This is a genomic window from Pseudomonas monteilii NBRC 103158 = DSM 14164, assembly GCF_000730605.1.
Taxonomy (GTDB): domain Bacteria; phylum Pseudomonadota; class Gammaproteobacteria; order Pseudomonadales; family Pseudomonadaceae; genus Aquipseudomonas; species Aquipseudomonas monteilii.
On the sequence record NZ_BBIS01000021.1, the window covers coordinates 54,696 to 75,304 of the forward strand.

Consider the following 20,609-nt stretch of genomic DNA (forward strand, 5'->3'; position numbering starts at 1 on the left):
GGTAGGTATGCGCATACGCGCACTGGTCGCCATCGTTGGTCTGCTGCTGACAACGGTGACCGTTGACGCTCTGGCCGTCACTCAAGTCAAGAGCGTGCGCCTGTGGCGCGCGCCAGACAACACGCGGCTGGTCTTCGACCTGTCTGGCCCCGTGCAGCACAGCGTCTTCACCCTGAGCGCGCCGGACCGCCTGGTTATCGACATCAATGGTGCGACGCTGGCCGCGCCGTTGAACGTGGCCACCTCCAACACGCCGATCAGCAGCGTGCGTTCGGCCCAGCGTACCCCGACCGACCTGCGCGTGGTGGTCGACCTGAAAAAGTCGGTCACCCCGAAAAGCTTCACCCTGGCGCCGAATGCCCAGTACGGCAACCGCCTGGTGGTCGACCTGTACGACCAGGAGGCCGACGCCATTGCGGCCAGCGCGCCGCCTCCGGCCCCGGCGCCGGTGCAGACGCCTGCGACCACGCCTGCCGTGCCGGTAAGCCCGGCCCAGCCCGCCATCAAGCTGCCACCGGTACCGAGCGGCAAGCGTGACATCGTGGTGGCCATCGACGCCGGTCACGGCGGCGAAGACCCGGGGGCCTCCGGCTCGCGCGGCCAGCACGAAAAAGACATCGTGCTGCAGATCGCCAAAGAGCTGCAGCGCCAGATCAACAGCGAAAAAGGCTTCCGTGCCGAGCTGACCCGTACTGGCGACTACTTCATCCCGCTGCGCAAGCGCACGGAAATCGCCCGCAAGAAGGGCGCCGACCTGTTCATCTCGATCCATGCCGACGCGGCACCGTCGCGCGCCGCCTTTGGTGCCTCGGTGTTCGCCCTGTCTGACCGTGGCGCTACCTCCGAGACCGCGCGCTGGCTGGCCGACACGGAAAACCGTTCCGACCTGATCGGGGGTGCCGGCAACGTCAGTCTGGATGATAAGGACCGCATGCTCGCTGGCGTGCTGCTGGACCTGTCGATGACCGCCACCCTCAGCTCCAGCCTCAATGTGGGGCAGAAGGTGCTGGGTAACATGGGACGCGTCACCTCGCTGCACAAGCAGCGTGTGGAACAGGCCGGCTTCATGGTGCTGAAATCGCCGGACATTCCATCGATTCTCGTTGAAACCGGGTTTATCTCGAACAACAACGAAGCCGCCAAGCTGGCCACCGCCAGCCACCAGCAGGCGTTGGCCCGCTCGATCCACACCGGTGTGCGCCAGTACTTCCAGCAAAACCCGCCGCCTGGCACGTATATCGCCTGGCTGCGTGACACCGGCAAGATTGCCGCCGGCCCGCGTGAGCACACGGTACGCCCTGGCGAAACCCTGGCGATGCTCGCCGTGCGCTACCAGGTGAGCGTGGCCAGCCTGCGCAGCACCAACAGCCTCAAGACCGATGAGCTGAAGGTCGGCCAGCGCCTCGACATCCCTGCTACTACACTGGCCTCGCAATGAGTGGCGGTTCGCGCATTCAGCTGCTCAGCCCGCGGCTGGCCAACCAGATTGCCGCTGGCGAGGTTGTCGAGCGGCCGGCCTCGGTCGCCAAGGAACTGCTGGAAAACAGCCTGGACTCCGGTGCCCGACGCATTGACGTGGAAGTGGAGCAGGGCGGCGTCAAGCTGCTGAAGGTGCGCGACGATGGCAGCGGCATTTCTGCCGACGACCTGCCGCTGGCCCTGGCCCGCCATGCCACCAGCAAGATCCGCGAGCTGGAAGACTTGGAAGGGGTGTTGAGCCTGGGGTTCCGTGGCGAGGCGCTGGCTTCGATCAGCTCCGTGGCGCGGCTGACCCTGACGTCGCGTACCGCCAGCGCTACCGAGGCCTGGCAGGTGGAAACCGAAGGCCGTGACATGCTCCCGCGCGTACAGCCGGCGGCGCATCCGGTGGGAACTTCGGTGGAAGTGCGCGACCTGTTCTTCAATACCCCGGCGCGGCGCAAGTTCCTCAAGGCCGAGAAAACCGAATTCGATCACTTGCAGGAAGTGATCCGCCGGCTGGCGCTGGCACGTTTCGATGTCGGCTTCCACCTGCGGCATAACGGCAAGAGCATCCTCAGCCTGCACGAGGCTCACGACGAAACAGCGCGTGCCCGGCGGGTAGGTGCCATCTGCGGCCCGGGCTTCATGGAGCAGGCGCTGCCGATCGACGTCGAGCGCAACGGCCTGCGCCTGTGGGGCTGGGTCGGCCTGCCGACCTTCTCGCGCAGCCAGGCAGACTTGCAATACTTCTTCGTCAATGGCCGCGCAGTGCGTGACAAGCTGGTCGCCCACGCCGTGCGCCAGGCCTACCGCGACGTGCTGTTCAATGGCCGGCACCCGACCTTCGTGCTGTTCCTGGAGCTGGAGCCCAACGGCGTCGACGTCAACGTGCACCCGACCAAGCACGAAGTGCGCTTCCGCGAAGGGCGTTCGGTGCACGATTTCCTGTATGGCACCCTGCACCGTGCCCTGGCCGATGTGCGCCCGGAAGACCAGCTGGCCGCGCCTGCCGCCGTGCCTGAGGTGATCCGCCCCACTGGCCAACAGGCCGGTGAGTTCGGCCCGCAGGGCGAAATGCGCCTGGCTTCGCCGGTGCTTGAGCAGCCTCGTGCCCCGCAGCAGTCGTTCTCCAATGGCGGCAGTGGTGCGGGCTATCAGTATCAGTACACCCCACGCCCGTCACAGCCGGTGCCGGCTGCCGAAGCGCAGGCGGTGTATCGCGAATTTTACAAGCCGTTGGAAAACGGTGCGGCGCCGGCAACGGCCCTTCCCGAAAGCCAGGGTGACATTCCCCCGCTGGGCTACGCGCTGGCGCAGCTCAAGGGCATCTACATCCTCGCTGAGAACGCCGTTGGCCTGGTGCTGGTGGACATGCACGCCGCCCACGAGCGCATCATGTACGAGCGCCTGAAGGTGGCCATGGCTAGCGAAGGCCTGAGCGGGCAACCGCTGCTGGTGCCTGAAACCCTGGCCCTGAGCCAGCGCGAAGCGGACTGCGCCGAAGAACACGCGCAGTGGTTCCAGCGCCTGGGCTTCGAGCTTCAGCGCCTGGGCCCGGAGACCCTGGCGATCCGCCAGATCCCGGCCTTGCTCAAGCAGGCGCAGGCCAACCGACTGGTGCAGGATGTGCTCGCCGACCTGATGGAATACGGCACCAGCGACCGTATCCAGGCGCACCTCAACGAGCTGCTCGGCACCATGGCCTGCCACGGCGCGGTGCGCGCTAACCGGCGCCTGGCCATTCCCGAGATGAACGCCCTGCTGCGCGACATGGAAAACACCGAGCGCAGCGGCCAGTGCAACCATGGCCGTCCCACATGGACCCAGATGGGCCTGGACGACCTGGACAAACTCTTCCTGCGCGGTCGATGAAATGAGCGGCAAGCCCCCTGCAATATTCCTGATGGGCCCGACGGCGGCCGGCAAGACCGACCTGGCTATCGAGCTGACCCAAGTACTGCCCTGCGAGCTGATCAGCGTCGATTCGGCGCTGGTCTATCGTGGCATGGACATCGGTTCGGCCAAACCGTCGAAAGAAATCCTCGCTGCCCACCCGCACCGGCTGATCGACATCCGCGACCCGGCCGAGAGCTATTCGGCCGCGCAGTTCCGTGCTGACGCCCTGGAGGCCATGGCCGAGATCACTGCACGCGGCAAGATACCGCTGCTGGTGGGTGGCACCATGCTCTACTACAAGGCGTTGATCGATGGCCTGGCAGACATGCCGGCAGCAGACGCTGCCGTGCGCGCCGAGCTGGAGGCTCAGGCCGAAGCGCTGGGCCTGGCCGAGCTGCACCGCCAGCTGGCCGAGGTTGACCCGGTGTCAGCGGCGCGCATTCACCCCAATGACCCGCAGCGGCTGATCCGAGCGCTGGAAGTGTACCGGGTGAGTGGCGAGAGCATGACGGTTCATCGCCAACGTCAATTCGCGGAAAGTCGCGGCGCAGACGCAGGCGCTGACGGACATTTGCCCTATACTGTCGCCAGTTTGGCGATTGCTCCTACAGATCGTCACATTTTGCATCAGCGAATTGCGTTACGATTTTCGCAGATGCTGGAACAGGGCTTCGTTGACGAGGTCCGATCGCTGCGAGCCAGAAGTGACTTGCACGCCGGGCTGCCGTCTATACGGGCAGTGGGGTATCGGCAGGTCTGGGATTACCTGGATGGCAAGCTGACTGAGAATGAGATGCGTGAACGCGGTATCATTGCAACCAGGCAGCTGGCCAAGCGGCAGTTCACCTGGTTGCGTGGCTGGCCTGACGTACACTGGCTTGACAGCCTGGCCTGCGACAATCTGTCCCGCACCTTGAAATACCTTGGGGCCATCTCCATATTGAGCTGAGTCCCTGCTGATTGCCGTCTATTCTTGCGAAGGGGCGGCCTAATTTATCGATTTTATTGATTTTCTATTATTTATCCTTACAGGAGTGCGGCATATGTCAAAAGGGCATTCGCTACAAGACCCTTACTTGAACACCTTGAGAAAAGAAAAGGTCCCGGTATCCATCTACCTGGTCAACGGCATCAAGCTGCAGGGCTCGATCGAATCCTTCGACCAGTTCGTGGTACTGCTGAAAAACACCGTCAGCCAGATGGTCTACAAGCACGCCATTTCGACTGTCGTGCCTGCCCGTCCGGTTCGCCTGCCAAGCCCGTCCGATTCCGAACACGGCGACAGCGAGCCAGGCAACGCCTGATAGGAGCCTGCATTGTTCTTTGAGCGCCACGGTGGTGGTGAGCGGGCGTTGCTCGTTCACTTGGAAGGTCAGAACCCTGAGGCGCGCGAAGACCCGCAGGAGTTTCAGGAGCTGGCATTGTCGGCCGGTGCCGACATCGTCTCGTTGGTCACGGTGTCAAGGCATCAGCCTTCCGCCAAATACCTGATTGGCAGTGGCAAGGTCGAGGAATTGCACGACCTGGTCCATGCCGAGCAGGTAGACCTGGTGATTTTCAATCACACCCTCACGCCCAGTCAGGAGCGCAACCTTGAACGTGTGTTCGAGTGTCGTGTGCTCGACCGTACCGGGCTGATCCTCGATATCTTCGCCCAACGGGCGCGTACCCATGAAGGCAAGCTGCAGGTCGAACTGGCCCAGCTGGAGCACATGAGCACGCGGCTGGTGCGCGGCTGGACCCACCTTGAGCGACAAAAGGGTGGTATCGGCCTGCGCGGCCCGGGTGAAACCCAGCTGGAAACCGACCGCCGCCTGTTGCGGGTGCGCATACGCCAGATCAAGTCACGCCTGGAAAAGGTACGCAGCCAGCGCGAGCAGGCGCGCCGTGGGCGCAAGCGCGCAGACATCCCGTCGGTGTCGCTGGTGGGTTACACCAACGCCGGCAAGTCCACGCTGTTCAACGCCCTGACCGAATCCGAGGTGTACGCTGCAGACCAGTTGTTCGCCACGCTCGACCCGACCTTGCGTCGGCTTGAGCTGAACGACCTGGGGCCGATCGTGCTGGCCGATACCGTGGGCTTCATTCGCCACCTGCCGCACAAGCTGGTCGAGGCATTTCGGGCTACGCTCGAAGAGTCGAGCAACTCCGACCTGTTGCTGCATGTGATCGACGCCCATGAGCCTGAGCGCATGGAACAGATCGAGCAGGTACTGGCCGTGTTGGGCGAGATTGGTGCCGAAGGCTTGCCGATCCTCGAGGTGTATAACAAACTCGACTTGCTCGAAGATGTCGAGCCGCAGATCCAGCGCAATGCCGATGGCAAGCCGGAACGGGTCTGGGTATCGGCACGCGATGGGCGTGGCCTGGAGCTGGTCGGCCAGGCAATTGCCGAGTTGCTGGGGGATGATCTGTTTGTCGGTACCCTGTGTCTGGAGCAGCGTTTTGCCCGTTTGCGCGCGCAATTCTTTGCCTTGGGTGCCGTGCAGAGTGAAGAGCATGATGAAGAAGGGCGCAGCCTGCTGAGCGTGCGACTGCCCATGGTAGAACTGAATCGCCTGGTCAGCCGCGAAGGCATGGAGCCGCAAGTGTTTGTCGAGCAACACACTTTGCAATAAATGCTCGTCGAGGTCGCCGGGCAGCAGTGACAGGCATTCTGTAGCATTGGACGGCGCGCCGTGGGCGCGTCTTTGCTTTATCAGATGGAGAGCGCTATGGCTTGGAACGAGCCGGGTGGCAACTCGAACAATCAGGATCCCTGGGGCGGCCGCCGTGGTGGCGGTGGCGGTGGTGGTGACAAGAAAGGTCCGCCGGATCTGGACGAGGCCTTCCGCAAATTGCAGGACAGCCTGAATGGCATGTTCGGCAGTGGCAAGAAACGTGGCGGCGGTGACCGCAATGTCGGCAAGGGCGGTGGCCTTGGCCTGCTGGGCATTGGCCTGGCGGTGCTGGCTGCCATCTGGCTGTACAGCGCCGTGTACGTGGTCGACGAGCAGGAGCAGGCCGTGGTGCTGCGCTTCGGCAAGTACTATGAGACGGTCGGTCCCGGCCTGAACATTTACTTCCCGCCGATCGATCGCAAGTACATGGAAAACGTCACGCGTGAGCGTGCCTACACCAAGCAGGGCCAGATGCTGACCGAAGACGAGAACATCGTCGAGGTGCCGCTGACCGTCCAGTACAAGATCAGCAACCTGCAGGACTTCGTGCTCAACGTCGACCAGCCTGAGGTAAGCCTGCAGCACGCGACCGACAGTGCCCTGCGCCACGTGGTGGGTTCCACCTCGATGGACCAGGTGCTCACCGAAGGCCGTGAGCAGATGGCCGTGGATATCCGCGAACGCCTGCAGCGCTTCCTCGACAACTACCGTACCGGTATCACCGTTACCCAGGTCAACGTACAGAGCGCGGCAGCCCCGCGTGAAGTGCAGGAAGCCTTCGACGACGTGATCCGTGCCCGCGAAGACGAGCAGCGTGCCCGCAACCAGGCCGAGTCCTACGCCAATGGCGTGGTGCCGGAAGCCCGTGGTCAGGCCCAGCGCATCATCGAGGACGCCAACGGTTACCGCGACGAAGTCATCGCCCGGGCCAAGGGTGAGGCCGACCGCTTCACCAAGCTGGTCGCCGAGTACCACAAGGCACCTGACGTGACCCGTCAGCGTCTGTACCTGGAGACCATGCAAGAGGTCTACAGCAATTCGAGCAAGGTCATGGTGGCGACCAAGGACGGGCAGAACAACCTGCTCTACCTGCCACTGGACAAGATGGTCGAAGGCAGCCGCAACCCGTCCGCGCCAACCACCAGCGTGTCGCCATCGGTCAACGATGCGGCCGCCCGTGCGGCGCAGGACCTGCAACAGCAACAGCAGCCGCTGCGTACTAGGGAGAGCCGCTGATGAGCAATAGATCGCTGATCGCCCTGATCGCCGCCGTGGTTCTGGCCATCGTGGCCTGGAACAGCTTCTACATCGTGTCCCAGACCGAGCGTGCGGTACTGCTGCGCTTCGGTAAGGTGGTCCAGGCAGATGTTCAGCCGGGCCTGCACGTGAAGATCCCGTACGTGAACCAGGTGCGCAAGTTCGACGCCCGCCTCATGACCCTCGACGCCCCGACCCAGCGGTTCCTGACCCTGGAGAAGAAAGCGGTGATGGTCGACGCCTACGCCAAGTGGCGCGTCAAGGATGCCGAGCGCTTCTACACCGCCACGTCCGGCATGAAGCAGATCGCCGACGAGCGTCTGTCGCGTCGTCTGGAAAGCGGCCTGCGCGACCAGTTCGGTAAACGTACCCTGCACGAGGTGGTTTCCGGTGAGCGTGACGCACTGATGGCTGACATCACTGCATCATTGAACCGCATGGCCAACAAGGAGCTGGGCATTGAAGTGGTCGACGTGCGCGTCAAGGCCATCGACCTGCCGAAGGAAGTCAACCGCAGCGTGTTCGACCGCATGAGCACAGAGCGTGAGCGTGAAGCGCGCGAGCACCGTGCCAAGGGTAACGAGCTGGCTGAAGGTATTCGTGCCGACGCCGACCGCCAGCGCCGTGTGCTGCTGGCCGAGGCCTACCGCGAAGCAGAAGAAACCCGTGGTGACGGCGACGCTCAGGCGGCCGCCATCTATGCCAAGGCCTACAGCCAGGACGCTGATTTCTATGCGTTCCACCGTAGCCTGCAGGCATACCGCGAGAGCTTCTCGAGCAAGAGCGACGTGCTGGTCCTGGACCCGAAGAACGAGTTCTTCCGTTACCTGGACAAGAGCAAGCCGTGATGCTCAGGCCCTGATTTTCATGCAGCGGCGCCCCGCCTGGCAGCTAAAACACCAGGCGGGGTGCATCCTGAATGAAAAGGGGTGTATGATGAGGCAGCCGGGAAATTTCCCGGCTTTTTTGCGTCTGCAAGGTTGATTGGCAACGCGCCAGTTGACGGTTTGGTCAGCTCGCAAGGCAATTCGAGGGTATCGGGTACGGTGGCTGCGCTGGGATCAGTGCTGCCCGCTGCTGTGCGCGATACCGGCTTTACTGACGGCTCGCCTGCTGGCAAGCCGCCCGGACCAGAGGGGAAATGGCGTAATGGCAACGGTAGACCGCTGGCTGCTGCCAGATGGCATCGAGGAAGTACTGCCACCTGAAGCTGCGCGCATCGAGATCGCGCGCCGCCAGGTGTTGGACCTGTTCCAGAGTTGGGGCTACGAACTGGTCGTCACCCCGCATATCGAGTACCTGGAGTCGCTGCTCACCGGCGCCGGCCAGGACCTGGATCAGCGCACCTTCAAGGTGGTGGACCCGCAGTCCGGCCGCCTGATGGGCTTCCGCGCCGACTTCACCCCGCAGGTGGCGCGCATCGACGCCCACACCCTGCGCCGTGAAGGCCCGAGCCGCCTGTGCTATGCCGGTAGCGTGCTGCACGCCCAGCCGCGTGCACTGTCGACCTCGCGCAGCCCGATCCAGCTGGGCGCCGAGCTGTATGGCGATGCCAGCCCTACCAGTGATGTCGAAGTCATCAGCCTGATGCTCGCCACGCTGCAGCTGGCCGATGTGCCGGATGTGCACATGGACCTGGGCCACGTTGGTATCTACCGTGGCCTGGCCCGTGCCGCCGGCCTGTCCGGTGCGGTGGAGCAGCAACTGTTCGACGCCATGCAACGCAAGGCTGTCGATGAAGTGCAGGCCCTGACCGCCGATCTGCCGAAAGACCTGGGCAACATGCTGCGCGCTCTGGTCGAGCTATGCGGTGGCCGTGAAGTGCTGGCCGAAGCCCGCGTGCGCCTGGGCCGTGCCCCGGCCAGCGTGCTGGCAGCGCTGGACGATCTGCTGGCGATCGCTGACCGCCTGGCGTCGCGCTACCCGGACCTGCCGCTGTACTTCGACCTCGGCGAATTGCGCGGTTACCACTATCACACGGGCGTGGTGTTCGCCGTGTTCGTACCGGGCGAAGGTCAGTCGATCGCCCAAGGCGGGCGTTACGACGACATCGGCGCCGACTTTGGCCGGGCGCGCCCGGCCACCGGTTTCTCCACGGATTTGAAGACCCTGGTCACACTGGGGCGAGCGGAGGTCGTATTGCCAGCGGGCGGCATCTGGATGCCGGACAGTGGTGATGCGGCCCTCTGGCAGCAAGTCTGCCAGTTGCGCAGCGAGGGCCAGCGTGTGGTCCAGGCCCTGCCTGGCCAGCCGTTGAGTGCTGCTCTCGAGGCGGATTGTGATCGGCAATTGATTCAGCAAGACGGGCGCTGGCAGGTTCTGCCGCTGGCCCAGTGAGTTTCTGCGTCGGCAACAGGCCGGCAACCAAGTTTGCGTGAATGAGGACCAATGTAATGGGTAAGAATGTCGTCGTCCTGGGCACCCAGTGGGGTGATGAGGGCAAAGGCAAGATCGTCGATCTGCTGACCGAACATGCTGCCGCCGTAGTGCGCTACCAGGGTGGCCACAACGCGGGTCACACCCTGGTGATCAACGGTGAAAAGACCGTTCTGCACCTGATTCCGTCCGGCATCCTGCGTGAAGGCGTACAGTGCCTGATCGGCAACGGCGTGGTCGTTGCCCCGGATGCCCTGATGCGTGAAATCACCAAGCTGGAAGAGAAGGGCGTACCGGTGCGCGAGCGCCTGCGCATCTCCCCGGCTGCGCCGCTGATCCTGTCGTACCACGTGGCCCTGGACCAGGCCCGTGAAAAAGCCCGTGGCGAAGCCAAGATCGGCACCACCGGCCGTGGCATCGGCCCAGCCTACGAAGACAAGGTTGCGCGCCGCGGCCTGCGCGTAGGCGACCTGTTCCACCGGGAGCGTTTCGCGGCCAAGCTGGGTGAGCTGCTGGACTACCACAACTTCCAGCTGGTGAACTACTACAAAGAGCCGGCCATCGACTTCCAGCAAACCCTGGACGAGTGCATGGCCTACGCTGAACAGCTCAAGCCGATGATGCTGGACGTCACCGCCGAGCTGCACAACCTGCGCCGCGCTGGCAAGGACATCATGTTCGAAGGTGCCCAGGGCTCGCTGCTGGACATCGACCACGGTACCTACCCGTACGTCACCAGCTCCAACACCACCGCTGGCGGTATCTCCACCGGCTCCGGCGTTGGCCCGATGTACCTGGACTACATCCTGGGTATTACCAAGGCCTACACCACTCGCGTTGGTTCCGGTCCGTTCCCGACCGAACTGTTCGACGAAACCGGCGCTACCCTGGCCAAGCGTGGCCACGAGTTCGGTTCCACCACTGGCCGTGCCCGTCGTTGCGGCTGGTTCGATGCCGTGATCCTGCGTCGCGCCATCGACGTCAACAGCATCTCGGGCATCTGCCTGACCAAGCTGGACGTACTGGACGGCCTGGAAACCATCAACATCTGCGTTGGCTACAAGAACGAGAACGGTGCTGTCATCGACGCGCCGTCCGATGCCGACAGCTACATCGGCCTGGAGCCGGTGTACGAAGAGATGCCAGGCTGGAGCGAGTCGACCGTGGGCGTTAAAACCCTGGAAGAGCTGCCGGCCAACGCTCGCGCCTACATCAAGCGCATCGAAGACCTGATCGGCGCGCCGATCGACATCATTTCTACCGGCCCGGACCGCAACGAGACCATCGTGCTGCGCCATCCGTTCGCCTGATCTGCCCTCCAGGCTGATCTGACGCCGTGGCCCTGAAAGGGGCTGCGGCGTTTTCATTTCTGCGCCGAGCGAAAGCAGTTCACCACCTGGCTGAACCTTGGCGTTTATGCCTGCTGTCTCCGGCACAACCCTTGCTGTAAGAAGTTTCTGTAGATGCCATCAAAATAGTGGCGCCAGAAAACACGAGGGTTACACCGTGTCTGCCATCCTCTCACTGTTACGAAGCCGCCTTTTGCGGCCTGTGTTTGTTGCCCTTGGTATCGCTCTTTTGGTGCAGGTGCTGGTTGCCGTTGCGCTTACCCGAAGCACGGTCACTGCCCTGGAGGCCGACCTTGGCGAACGCCTGGGCAATGACAGCCGTCAGTTGGCCGGCGAACTGGAGCAAGCCGGGCAAGATGTGCGCTCGGGCCTGGACAGTCTGTCCAGCAGTACCCGTCAGCGCCTGAGCGCAGGGTTGTCGGCACGCCTGCAAAGCGAACAGCAGCAACTGCGCAGCACCCTGGAAAAGAACCTGAAGGACTCCGCCAACGATATGGCAGAGCTGCTGGCCTCGGTCGCCCCGCGTGCCATCTGGGACAACGATGTGCCGGTGCTCTCAGACTTTGCACGGCGTGCCCAGCGCAATCCCAACGTGCTGTTCGTGGTGTACGACGACGCCCAGGGCCAGCACCTCACCCGTTATCTGAACCGGCAAAACCCGATCAACCAGGCGTTGATGGAAAAAGGCCAGGGCGAGCGAGCGCTGGACAAAGTGATCGATGCAGCCCGGCGCGATCCTGCCGTTTATTTCGTCGAGGCTTCGATCAGCCCCAATGGCGCCGAAATCGGCAAGGTAGTGATGGGGGTTTCCACAGCGGGTATCGAGCAGGAACTGAAGGCGCTCGATCAGCGTTTCGCGGCCCTGATCGCCAGTGGCGAGCAACTGGTAGGCGACAGCCTGGTCGGTGCTGCCGCGGACAGCGGCAAAACCCTGCGTGAACGGCTGGAAAAAGCACAGGGCAGTGCTGCTGCCATGCAGGCCAACACCGCGCAAACCGTTCGCGATGCTGCCGGCGAGCTGCGCTGGCGCATTGGTCTGGGCCTGGTGCTGGTTGGCCTGGGCGTGTTGCTGGTGGTGGCCGTGGTGCTTGGTCGTCGTGTGCTGAGCAAGCTGCGCCTGCTGATTGCTGCGCTTGACGACCTGGCGGCAGGCGAGGGCGACCTGACCAAGCGTGTGCCACTCGACAGCCGGGACGAGATCGGCGACATGGCTTCGGCCGTGAACCGCTTTGTCGACAAGTTGCAACCGATCGTGCGCGAGGCGGGCGAGGTGGCCCAGCGTACCGGTGTGGAAATTGGCGCGATGGCCCAGCGTAATGCCGGTGCCGATGCTGCTGCTGCGCTGCAGCGTGACGAAGTGGCGGCCAGCCTGCGCGACCTTTCGAGCATGGCCGATGAAGCCCAGGCCGAAAGCCATGCGATGCAGGCGGCATTGAAACAGGTGGTGGATATCCGCCAGGCCACCGATGAAAACAGCCGCACCTCGACCCAGCTCGCAGGGCTGATCGAAAACCTGGCTGGCCAGGTAGAGACGGGCTCTCAGGTGATCGAGCGCCTGGCCAAGCAGAGTGAGCAGATCGAAGTAGTGCTGACGGTGATCCACGGCATCGCCGAGCAGACCAACCTGCTGGCGTTGAATGCGGCCATCGAAGCGGCCCGTGCCGGTGAGACCGGGCGCGGCTTTGCCGTGGTGGCTGATGAGGTGCGGGCGTTGGCGAGCAAGACGCAAAGCTCCACGGGGGATATCCAGGCGCATATTGCTGCGCTGCAGAAGGGCGCCAAGGAGGCTGTGGCGACGATCAGCCAGGCCGGGCTGAAGGCCAGCGAAGGGCTGCTGGTGCTGCGTGACAACGAGCGCCGTCAGCAGTCTGTGCAGGCGGCGGTGGAGCAGGTGCATGCAGCCATCGGCCTGGCTACCCGCGCGGCCGAGCAGCAGGCGAGCGGGGCGCAGGCGGTGCGTGGGCGGGTGGAGACTATCCATGCCCAGGCTGAGCGCTCGGCCGAGGTGGTGATGCAGACCACGGCCAGTAGCAAGGTGCTGGATGATCTGGCGGCGCAGCTACGGGCCAGCCTGGGCCAGTTCAGGGCGTAATCATTTGCAAGCCCGTCGCAATTCCTGTGGGGGCGGGTTTACCCGCGAAGAAGCTTATGCCTTGTTCAGGTACATCCGCGTGGTCAACAGATAAACCGGCAAGCCTGATACCACGATCAGCAAGGCTGCATAGGGCGCCGCCGCCGCGAACTCGACGTTGGCCGTATGCGCCCACACCTCGGTAGCCAGGGTGGTCATCCCGGTCGGGCTGAGCAGCAGGGTAGCTGTCAGTTCTTTCATGGCATCCAGAAACACCAGCGCAAACGCTGCCGCCATGGCCGGGAAAATGATCGGCAGGGTCACCCGGCAGAATGCCGTGAAGCTGCTGGCACCCAAGGTGCGCGCGGCTTCCTCCAGTGATGGCGAGGCCTTGTTCAACGCAGTGCGCACCGGTGACTGCGCCAATGGCAGGAACAGCAGCGCATAAGCCAGCAGCAGCAACGCCGTGGTCTGGTACAGCGCCGGCACGTAGTGCAGGGCGAAGAACACCAAGGTCAGTGCAATCACCAGGCCGGGCAGGGCGTGCAGCAGGTACGGCAAGCGCTCGGCCCAGATCGCAAGACGGCCTTTGTAGCGCACCACCAGGAAGCTGATCGGTAGCGCCAGCAGCACACAGAAACCGGCACCGCCAAGCGACACCGACAGCGAGGTGAACAGCGCCTTGGAGATGGCCCCCACCGGGAAGGCCGCCGACGAACCCACGCTCAGCCAGTAGCCGAGCATGGCCAGTGGGATACCGCTGCCCAGCACTGCCAGGGCCACGCAGAGTAGCTGCGCCGGTACGGCCCAGCCACGCAGTCGCACGGGTTGCGCGCGGCGTGCCACGCCCTGGCCGATGCGCACATGGCGGGCTTTGCCGCGTACACGCAATTCCAGCCACAGCATCACCAGGCACATCGCCAACAGCACGGCAGACAGCATGGCCGCGTTGGCATTGCTGAATTCCAGTTCGAACTGCTGGTAGATCGCCGTGGTGAAGGTCTGCAGGCCGAGGATCGACAGCGCACCGAACTCCACCAGCATGTGCAAGGCGATCAGTAGCGCTCCGCCGAGCATCGAGGGCCACAGCAGCGGCAAGGTGACCTTGATGAACACGCCCCAGCGGCTGCAACCCAGGGTGCGCGCCGACTCCTCCAGCGAGGTGTCGAGGTTGCGCAGGGTGGCGGCCACCGGCAGGAACACCAATGGGTACTTGGACAGGGCCATGACCAGGATGGCCCCGCCCAGCCCTTCGAAGTCCGAGCTCAGCGACACCCAGGTGAAACTGCTGACGAACGACGGCACGGCGAAGGGCAGGCAAAGCACGACGCCCCACAGCCGGCGGCCAGCCAGGTTGCTGCGCTCCAGCAGCCAAGCCAGGGCCAGCCCGACCACCATGCAGGCCAGTGTCACCCCGACCATCAGCATCAGGGTATTGCGCATCAGCCCCCAGACAAAGGGGCGCCACAGCAGGTGCAAGGCTTCACGCCAGCCGGCTTCCCAGGCTTTGATGGCGACATACAGCAGCGGCAGCAAGCTCATCGCCACCAGGAACAGCACAGGCAGCACCACCCAGATGGAGGGGCGCTTGCGGCGCGGTACGAAGCGTACCGGCGCCGGCTCGGACAGGGCGGCGGTCATCAGAGCAGGCCGACCTCGCGTTCAAGCTCGATGGCTTCCTCGGCATTGCCCAGGTCGGCTGGCGAGATTTTCGGCGGGCGCAGGTCTTCGAACGGCTTCAGGCCCCGGTCGGAAACCATGCCCTTGTGCAGCGGGTACTCGGCGGTGGTCTGGGTGATCACACGTTGGCCTTCTTCGCTGGCCATCCAGTTGAGCAGTGCCTGGGCTTCTTTCGGGTGCTTGCTGGCCTTGACCACAGCGGCGCCAGAGATGGTCACCAGGTTGCCGGCATCGCCATCTGCCAGGTAGTAGAGCTTGGTGTCGAGCTTGCCGCGTTCGCGCTCAAGTGCGTACCAGTAGTAGTTGTTCACCAGTACCGCAGCCACTTCACCTTTTTCCACGGCTTTGAGGGCAACCATGTTGTTGGTGTAGGTTTTGCCGAAGGCTTTCAGGCCGGTCAGCCATTCTTCGGTGGCTTCACGACCATGCATCTTCAGGATGGCCACGGCCTGCTCCTGGAATGCACCGCTGGTGGGTACGTAGCCGACGCGGCCTTCCCACTCAGGGTTGGCGAAGTCCATCACTGTGGTCGGCAGGTCTTTTTCATCGACCTTCTTCGGGTTGTACACCACGATGCGCGTGCGCGCGGTGATGCCCATCCAGGTGCCGTTCGCGCCCACATACTCCTTGGGCACCATGTTCGCGGTGGCGTCGTCGATCTTCGCCAGCAGGCCCAGTTCGCCCAGGTTGTTCAGGGGCGGGGACTCTTCGGTGTAGATGAGGTCGGCTGGCGAACGGTCGCCCTCCTCGATGATCTGGCTGGCCAGCTGGTTGCTGCTGCCCTTGCGGATATCGATGTGGATGCCGGTCTTGGCCTCGTAGGCCTTGGCGATGGCTTCGCCGATTTCCTTGTGCTGACCGTTGTACATGGTCAGGGTGACCGGTGCGTCTGCCATGGCGGCCGGAGCGCCGATGACCAGGCTCAGCACGGCGGCGGCCAAGGTACGCATCAGCGGTTGCGGGCGGATCGTCATGCGGGTACTTCCTCGCTTACGGCTACATATTTGGAAACAATGGTAAACGAAATCGTTTCTCAAGTGGCCGGGTGACGAGAAATTCATGGTCAGACCAAGGTGTAAGAGTCTGAAGGTGTCAGGTATTTCACTACCCGGAAGGCCTGTGATGATTCTGTGGGGGCGGGCGTGCCCGCCAAGAGGCCGGCACAGGTTTGCACCTATGACCGAAAGACGAGGGATACAAAAAACGCAGGCAAGAAAAAACCCACTAGCAAGCTAGTGGGTTTTTGTATGGTGCCCAGGAGAAGACTCGAACTTCCACGACCGTTAAGTCACTGATACCTGAAACCAGCGCGTCTACCAATTCCGCCACCTGGGCAAAGCTTTACATCATCTGCAGAAGGCGACTATTGTCAGCTTCACACAGTAGTAACAGATCCTTGGTCATCTATTACTTGAAAATATTTGGTGCCCAGGAGAAGACTCGAACTTCCACGGCCGTTAAGCCACTGATACCTGAAACCAGCGCGTCTACCAATTCCGCCACCTGGGCACACATTCGAGGTTACTTGATGCTTTACAGCGTCGTTCATCTCTACTACAACTTCGGGGTTGTCCGTCGTTGTGGTGCGCACTATACGGACGGTCCGGGGGGCTGTAAACCCCCCAAGCGAAAAAAAATTCAAAAAATTCAACTTGTTGATTCCGCAGGCCTATTCCTGTTCGCCGGAAGCGCCGGTGGGGCTGTCCAAGGCTGACATTTCCGGTTTCAATACGCCTATGCCAGAATTCCTATCTATATACCCCAAGGTGAACCCCTTCTGATGGCCGATTGGCAATCCCTCGATCCCGAGGCCGCTCGCGAAGCGGAAAAATACGACAACCCTATCCCCAGCCGTGAGCTGATCCTGCAGCGCCTCGCCGACCGTGGCGAACCGGCCGCGCGTGAGGAGCTGGCGGCCGAGTTCGGTCTGTACGAAGAAGACCAGATCGAAGCCCTGCGCCGCCGCCTGCGTGCCATGGAACGTGACGGCCAGCTTATCTATACCCGGCGTGGCACTTATGCCCCGGTAGACAAGCTGGACCTGATCTGTGGTCGCGTCTCCGGCCACCGCGATGGCTTCGGCTTCCTTATTCCCGATGACGGCAGCGAAGACCTGTTCCTCAGCCCGTCGCAGATGCGCCTGGTGTTCGACGGTGACCGCGGCCTGGCCCGTGTCTCTGGCGTCGACCGCCGTGGCCGCCGCGAAGGTGTGCTGGTCGAGGTCATCTCCCGTGCCCACGAAAGCGTGGTCGGCCGTTACTTCGAAGAAGGTGGCATTGGCTACGTAACCCCGGACAACCCGAAGATCCAGCAGGAAGTGCTGGTGACCGCCGGGCGTAACGGCGGCGCGAAGATCGGCCAGTTCGTCGAGATCAAGATCACCCACTGGCCAACCCCGCGCTTCCAGCCGCAAGGCGACGTGGTCGAGGTCATCGGCAACTACATGGCGCCGGGCATGGAAATCGACGTTGCCTTGCGCAGCTACGATATTCCGCACGTCTGGCCTGATGCTGTCGTCAAGGAAGCGCGCAAGTTCCGCTCCGAAGTCGAAGAGAAGGACAAAGAGAAGCGCGTCGACCTGCGCCACCTGCCGTTCGTCACCATCGACGGTGAGGATGCTCGGGACTTCGACGACGCCGTCTACTGCGAACCGCTGGGCAAGCTGCGCCTGTTCTCCGGTGGCTGGCGCCTGTATGTGGCGATTGCCGACGTGTCCAGCTACGTTCGCCTGGGCTCGGCCCTGGACGTCGAGGCTCAGCAGCGCGGCAACTCGGTGTACTTCCCCGAGCGTGTAGTGCCGATGCTTCCCGAAGAGCTGTCCAACGGCCTGTGCTCGCTGAACCCGCACGTCGACCGCCTGGCCATGGTCTGTGAAATGACCATGAACAAAGCCGGCCAGATGGTCGACTACCAGTTCTATGAAGGTGTCATCCACTCCCATGCCCGCCTGACCTACAACAAGGTCAGCAGCATGCTCGAGCACGCCCGCACCCGCGAAGGCAAGGCGCTGCGCGAGGAATACAAGGAAGTCGTACCGGACCTGAAGAACCTGTACAACCTGTACAAGGTGCTGGTGGATGCCCGTCACACCCGTGGCGCCATCGACTTCGAAACCCAGGAAACCCGCATCATCTTCGGCGACCAGCGCAAGATCGCGGAAATCCGCCCGACCGTGCGCAACGATGCCCACAAGCTGATCGAGGAATGCATGCTGGCGGCCAACGTGGCCACCGCCGAGTTCCTGCAAAAGCACGGCGTGCCAGCCCTGTATCGCGTTCACGACGGCCCGCCGCCGGAGCGCCTGGAAAAGCTGCGCGCGTTCCTCGGTGAGCTGGGCCTGAGCCTGCACAAAGGCAAGGACCCTTCGCCGAAGGATTACCAGGCCCTGCTGGCAAGCATCGCCGGGCGCCCGGACTTCCACCTGATCCAGACCGTGATGCTGCGTTCGCTGAGCCAGGCCGTGTACAGCACCGAGAACAATGGTCACTTCGGCCTGAACTACGAGGCGTACACCCACTTCACCTCGCCGATCCGCCGTTACCCGGACCTGCTGGTACACCGCGCCATCCGCAGCATCATCCGTTCCAAGGTGGATACCCCGCACGTCAAGCGTGCTGGCGCCATGAGCATTCCCAAGGCGCGTATCTACCCGTACGACGAGAACACCCTGGAGCAACTCGGCGAGCAGTGCTCGATGACCGAGCGCCGGGCCGACGAAGCCACCCGTGACGTGGTGAACTGGCTCAAGTGCGAGTTCATGAAGGATCGCGTGGGCGAGACCTTCCCGGGTGTGATCACCGCCGTGACCGGTTTCGGCCTGTTCGTCGAGCTGACCGACATTTACGTAGAGGGCCTGGTGCACGTCAGTGCGCTGCCGGGCGACTACTACCACTTCGACCCTGTGCACCACCGTCTGTCGGGCGAGCGCACCGGGCGCAGCTTCCGCCTGGGCGACACCATCGAAGTCAAGGTCATGCGTGTTGACCTGGACGAGCGCAAGATCGACTTCGAGGTGTCGGAAAAAACCCTCGCCGCACCGATCGGCCGCAAGCAGCGCGGCGCCGCGCCAGCAGCCGACAAGGTTGAACAGCAGCCGGTAACCGAAGCGAAAGCCACGCCTAAACCGCGTAGCCGCAAGAGCGAAACCGCCGAGGCGTACTTCCCGAAAGACGCCGTGCAGCGTAACGCCGAAGTGCGCAAGAGCCGCGAAATGAAGAAGGCGCTGATGAGCGAGGCACGCAGTGGCGGCCATGCCAGCAGCAAGTCGGACAAAGGTGGCAAGGCCTCCGGTTCCGGCAAGCCGACCAAGCACCGTAAAGGCCCGCCGAAGTCCGGTGCGCCACGCAAGAGCAAGAGCAAGTCATGAGTCAGCTGGAAAAGATCTACGGCGTGCACGCCGTGCAGGCATTGCTGAAGCACCATCCGAAGCGCGTCAAGCAGATCTGGCTGTCGGAAGGGCGCAGCGAGCCACGCCTGGAAACCTTGCTGGCGCTGGCGGCGGAAAACCGCGTGCCGGTCGGTCAGGCCGAGCGCCGTGAGCTGGATGCCTGGGTAGAAGGTGTGCATCAGGGCGTGGTCGCCGAGGTCAGCCCAAGCCAGGTATGGGGCGAGTTGATGCTCGAAGAGTTGCTTGAGCGCACCGAAACGCCGCCGCTGATCCTGGTGCTGGACGGTGTGACCGACCCGCATAACCTCGGCGCGTGCCTGCGCACGGCCGATGCGGCGGGTGCCACGGCTGTGATCGTGCCCAAGGACAAGTCGGCCACCCTGACGCCGGTTGTGCGCAAGGTGGCCTGCGGTGCGGCAGAGGTGATCCCGCTGGTGGCCGTGACCAACCTGGCGCGTACGCTGGAGAAGCTGCAGCAGCGTGGCCTGTGGGTGGTGGGCACTGCCGGCGAGGCCGAGCAGGAGATCTACCAGCAGGACCTGACCGGGCCACTGGTGATGATCATGGGCGCGGAAGGCAAGGGCATGCGCCGGTTGACCCGTGAACATTGCGACTTCCTGGTGAAGTTGCCGATGGGCGGCAGCGTCAGCAGCCTGAACGTTTCGGTAGCGACCGGGGTTTGCCTGTTCGAAGCGGTGCGCCAGCGGCAAGCCAAGCGCTGATCGCGTAAGCCTGTTCCGGCCTCTTCGCGGGTAAACCCGCTCCCACAGGATTTTCACTGTCTTCAAGGCTGTGGGATCCCTGCGGGAGCGGGTTTACCCGCGAAAGGGCCGGTAGCCTGAGAATATGTTTCAGGCTGTTCAAATATTCACCAATCTCCTTGCTTGTACGCCCCGCCTTCTCTACAATTGCGCCCCTTGCCGAGCTGGCAGGCGCTCATGTGCCTCCCCTCCGTGCAAGACATACAGTGTCATTCACTCCTTGTCTGACCAGATTTCCTGGCAGACTACTAACCCGTAAGGAGCATTCATGCGTCATTACGAAATCATCTTCCTGGTTCACCCGGACCAGAGCGAACAAGTCGGCGGCATGGTTGAGCGTTACACCAAGCTGATCGAAGAAGATGGTGGCAAAATCCACCGCCTGGAAGACTGGGGCCGTCGTCAACTGGCCTACGCAATCAACAATGTTCACAAGGCTCACTACGTGATGCTGAACGTTGAGTGCACCGGCAAGGCCCTGGCCGAGCTGGAAGACAACTTCCGCTACAACGATGCCGTTATCCGTAACCTGGTCATCCGTCGCGACGAAGCCGTTACCGGCCAGTCCGAGATGCTGAAGGCTGAAGAGAACCGCAGCGAGCGCCGTGAGCGTCGCGAGCGTCCTGAGCATGCTGACTCCGCCGAAGGCGACGACAGCAATGACAGCGACTCCAGCGATAACGCTGACGAGTAATCCACGGACCTTTAGAG

General features: G+C 63.0%; 14 protein-coding genes, 2 tRNA genes and 2 pseudogenes. 14 read left to right on the forward strand and 4 right to left on the reverse strand.

Going from position 1 to position 20,609, the window contains the following annotated elements; all coding sequences use genetic code 11:
- Positions 1-7: 7 nt before the first annotated feature.
- The 11 genes and pseudogenes from PM2_RS12360 to PM2_RS32065 all read left to right on the forward strand — a co-directional run.
- Positions 8-1,438, forward strand: coding sequence for an N-acetylmuramoyl-L-alanine amidase (locus PM2_RS12360; protein WP_016712322.1), 1,431 nt, complete (start codon positions 8-10; stop codon positions 1,436-1,438).
- Positions 1,435-3,333, forward strand: a complete 1,899-nt coding sequence (gene mutL, locus PM2_RS12365; RefSeq protein ID WP_016712321.1) for a DNA mismatch repair endonuclease MutL — start codon at positions 1,435-1,437, stop codon at positions 3,331-3,333. Before PM2_RS12360 ends, mutL begins: the two co-directional genes overlap by 4 nt.
- 1 nt (position 3,334) lies before the next feature.
- A complete protein-coding gene (gene miaA, locus PM2_RS12370) occupies positions 3,335-4,306 on the forward strand; it encodes a tRNA (adenosine(37)-N6)-dimethylallyltransferase MiaA (protein ID WP_028698490.1) in 972 nt (323 codons plus the stop codon).
- A gap of 94 nt (positions 4,307-4,400) precedes the next feature.
- The gene (hfq, locus tag PM2_RS12375) at positions 4,401-4,661 is read left to right on the forward strand and encodes an RNA chaperone Hfq (RefSeq protein ID WP_003258160.1); all 261 of its coding nucleotides are present in this window, start codon (positions 4,401-4,403) and stop codon (positions 4,659-4,661) included.
- Between the two features lie 12 nt (positions 4,662-4,673).
- Positions 4,674-5,975, forward strand: coding sequence for a ribosome rescue GTPase HflX (gene hflX, locus PM2_RS12380; protein WP_016712319.1), 1,302 nt, complete (start codon positions 4,674-4,676; stop codon positions 5,973-5,975).
- Positions 5,976-6,071: 96 nt separating this feature from the next.
- A complete protein-coding gene (gene hflK / locus PM2_RS12385) occupies positions 6,072-7,253 on the forward strand; it encodes an FtsH protease activity modulator HflK (RefSeq protein WP_016712318.1) in 1,182 nt (393 codons plus the stop codon).
- Positions 7,253-8,122, forward strand: a complete 870-nt coding sequence (gene hflC, locus PM2_RS12390) for a protease modulator HflC (RefSeq protein ID WP_012274454.1) — start codon at positions 7,253-7,255, stop codon at positions 8,120-8,122. The genes hflK and hflC overlap by 1 nt, the downstream gene beginning before the upstream one ends.
- A gap of 301 nt (positions 8,123-8,423) precedes the next feature.
- A complete protein-coding gene (locus PM2_RS12395) occupies positions 8,424-9,611 on the forward strand; it encodes an ATP phosphoribosyltransferase regulatory subunit (protein WP_019097352.1) in 1,188 nt (395 codons plus the stop codon).
- A gap of 56 nt (positions 9,612-9,667) precedes the next feature.
- The gene (locus PM2_RS12400) at positions 9,668-10,960 is read left to right on the forward strand and encodes an adenylosuccinate synthase (RefSeq protein WP_016712316.1); all 1,293 of its coding nucleotides are present in this window, start codon (positions 9,668-9,670) and stop codon (positions 10,958-10,960) included.
- Positions 10,961-11,972: 1,012 nt separating this feature from the next.
- Positions 11,973-12,185, forward strand: a pseudogene (locus PM2_RS32060) (methyl-accepting chemotaxis protein); the annotation flags it as partial.
- A gap of 390 nt (positions 12,186-12,575) precedes the next feature.
- A pseudogene (locus PM2_RS32065) lies at positions 12,576-13,091 on the forward strand (methyl-accepting chemotaxis protein); the annotation flags it as partial.
- 54 nt (positions 13,092-13,145) lie between these two features.
- Here PM2_RS32065 and PM2_RS12410 read toward each other — a convergent pair.
- From PM2_RS12410 to PM2_RS12425, 4 genes are all read right to left on the reverse strand, one after another.
- Positions 13,146-14,711, reverse strand: a complete 1,566-nt coding sequence (locus tag PM2_RS12410; RefSeq protein WP_025752433.1) for an ABC transporter permease — start codon at positions 14,709-14,711, stop codon at positions 13,146-13,148.
- Positions 14,711-15,724 carry an extracellular solute-binding protein gene (locus PM2_RS12415; RefSeq protein WP_016712313.1) on the reverse strand — a complete coding sequence of 338 codons (1,014 nt, stop codon included), beginning with the start codon at positions 15,722-15,724 and terminating at the stop codon, positions 14,711-14,713. Before PM2_RS12415 ends, PM2_RS12410 begins: the two co-directional genes overlap by 1 nt.
- 274 nt (positions 15,725-15,998) lie before the next feature.
- Positions 15,999-16,085, reverse strand: a tRNA-Leu gene (locus PM2_RS12420).
- Positions 16,086-16,172: 87 nt separating this feature from the next.
- Positions 16,173-16,259: transfer RNA gene (locus PM2_RS12425), tRNA-Leu, on the reverse strand.
- Positions 16,260-16,530: 271 nt separating this feature from the next.
- Between PM2_RS12425 and rnr the strand changes: the two genes are divergently transcribed.
- The 3 genes from rnr to rpsF all read left to right on the forward strand — a co-directional run bounded on the left by rnr (position 16,531) and on the right by rpsF (position 20,592).
- The gene (rnr, locus tag PM2_RS12430) at positions 16,531-19,116 is read left to right on the forward strand and encodes a ribonuclease R (protein WP_016712312.1); all 2,586 of its coding nucleotides are present in this window, start codon (positions 16,531-16,533) and stop codon (positions 19,114-19,116) included.
- Positions 19,113-19,859 carry a 23S rRNA (guanosine(2251)-2'-O)-methyltransferase RlmB gene (gene rlmB, locus PM2_RS12435; protein WP_016712311.1) on the forward strand — a complete coding sequence of 249 codons (747 nt, stop codon included), beginning with the start codon at positions 19,113-19,115 and terminating at the stop codon, positions 19,857-19,859. Before rnr ends, rlmB begins: the two co-directional genes overlap by 4 nt.
- A gap of 307 nt (positions 19,860-20,166) precedes the next feature.
- On the forward strand, positions 20,167-20,592 hold the full coding sequence (rpsF, locus tag PM2_RS12440; RefSeq protein WP_003249557.1) for a 30S ribosomal protein S6: 426 nt from the start codon (positions 20,167-20,169) through the stop codon (positions 20,590-20,592).
- Positions 20,593-20,609 lie beyond the last annotated feature (17 nt).

Excerpts from the sequence above, each read along its gene's own strand:
- rnr (WP_016712312.1), top strand. The coding sequence starts at position 16,531 with ATGGCCGATTGGCAATCCCTCGATCCCGAGGCCGCTCGCGAAGCGGAA.
- PM2_RS12395 (WP_019097352.1), top strand. The coding sequence starts at position 8,424 with ATGGCAACGGTAGACCGCTGGCTGCTGCCAGATGGCATCGAGGAAGTA.
- PM2_RS12360 (WP_016712322.1), top strand. The coding sequence starts at position 8 with ATGCGCATACGCGCACTGGTCGCCATCGTTGGTCTGCTGCTGACAACG.
- rlmB (WP_016712311.1), top strand. The coding sequence starts at position 19,113 with ATGAGTCAGCTGGAAAAGATCTACGGCGTGCACGCCGTGCAGGCATTG.
- hfq (WP_003258160.1), top strand. The coding sequence starts at position 4,401 with ATGTCAAAAGGGCATTCGCTACAAGACCCTTACTTGAACACCTTGAGA.
- hflC (WP_012274454.1), top strand. The coding sequence starts at position 7,253 with ATGAGCAATAGATCGCTGATCGCCCTGATCGCCGCCGTGGTTCTGGCC.
- PM2_RS12410 (WP_025752433.1), bottom strand. The coding sequence starts at position 14,711 with ATGACCGCCGCCCTGTCCGAGCCGGCGCCGGTACGCTTCGTACCGCGC.
- PM2_RS12400 (WP_016712316.1), top strand. The coding sequence starts at position 9,668 with ATGGGTAAGAATGTCGTCGTCCTGGGCACCCAGTGGGGTGATGAGGGC.
- miaA (WP_028698490.1), top strand. The coding sequence starts at position 3,335 with ATGAGCGGCAAGCCCCCTGCAATATTCCTGATGGGCCCGACGGCGGCC.
- PM2_RS12415 (WP_016712313.1), bottom strand. The coding sequence starts at position 15,724 with ATGACGATCCGCCCGCAACCGCTGATGCGTACCTTGGCCGCCGCCGTG.
- mutL (WP_016712321.1), top strand. The coding sequence starts at position 1,435 with ATGAGTGGCGGTTCGCGCATTCAGCTGCTCAGCCCGCGGCTGGCCAAC.
- hflK (WP_016712318.1), top strand. The coding sequence starts at position 6,072 with ATGGCTTGGAACGAGCCGGGTGGCAACTCGAACAATCAGGATCCCTGG.
- rpsF (WP_003249557.1), top strand. The coding sequence starts at position 20,167 with ATGCGTCATTACGAAATCATCTTCCTGGTTCACCCGGACCAGAGCGAA.